This window comes from Heliobacterium chlorum (genome assembly GCF_014502795.1).
GTDB lineage: Bacteria > Bacillota > Desulfitobacteriia > Heliobacteriales > Heliobacteriaceae > Heliobacterium > Heliobacterium chlorum.
This window is the reverse complement of the sequence record NZ_JACVHF010000141.1, coordinates 1-589: the sequence shown is the minus strand read 5'-3', so window position 1 is coordinate 589 and position 589 is coordinate 1. Positions and strand designations below refer to the sequence as shown.

The following is a 589-nucleotide window of genomic DNA, read 5'->3' as shown; positions in this document are numbered from 1 at the left end:
CGTCCGTAAGGACAATACCATCATGGTCGACAGCAGTCGATACTCGGTACCGTTAGGGACTTATAAATCCGGTGGCGCCCAAGTGAGAATCGAAAAGAACGAGCACACCTTACAAATCTTTGCACTGGATAGTCGTGAGCCGCTGGCCGAACATCGCCTAGCTTCCAGCCCAGGGCAACTTGTCATCAACCGAAATCATCAACGGGACTATACGAAAACACTGGACGAACTGGAACAAACGGCCGTTCAACGGTATGGAAGCGGCAGTTCTTTAGCCCAATTTATTCAGGGTCTGCGCCTCACGAAGCGACGATATTTGCGTGACCAACTCCACGCATTAGAGCGTCTCGCTCGCGAAACCTGCGATGCCGTGATGCAGGAAGCCGCCCAGCAATGTAATACCATTCAGCGTTATAGCGTACGGCAGTTACAAGAGACCGTCACCGCCATACAAGCCCAGGCCTCATCGAAGACTCCCTCTAAAACCCCGGCCGAGTCCGTCAATGACACGGTATGGCCAGAGAAATTACAGGGGCAAGCCCCCCGTCGGGCACTGAGCGAGTACACTCAATGTTTCAAAGGAGCGTGA

1 protein-coding gene is annotated in these 589 nt (G+C 53.3%); it reads left to right on the top strand.

Features of this window, described 5'->3' with window-relative positions; genetic code table 11:
• A partial coding sequence (locus H1S01_RS20655) for a hypothetical protein (protein ID WP_480035610.1) occupies nucleotides 1–589 on the top strand: 589 nt, incomplete at its 5' end.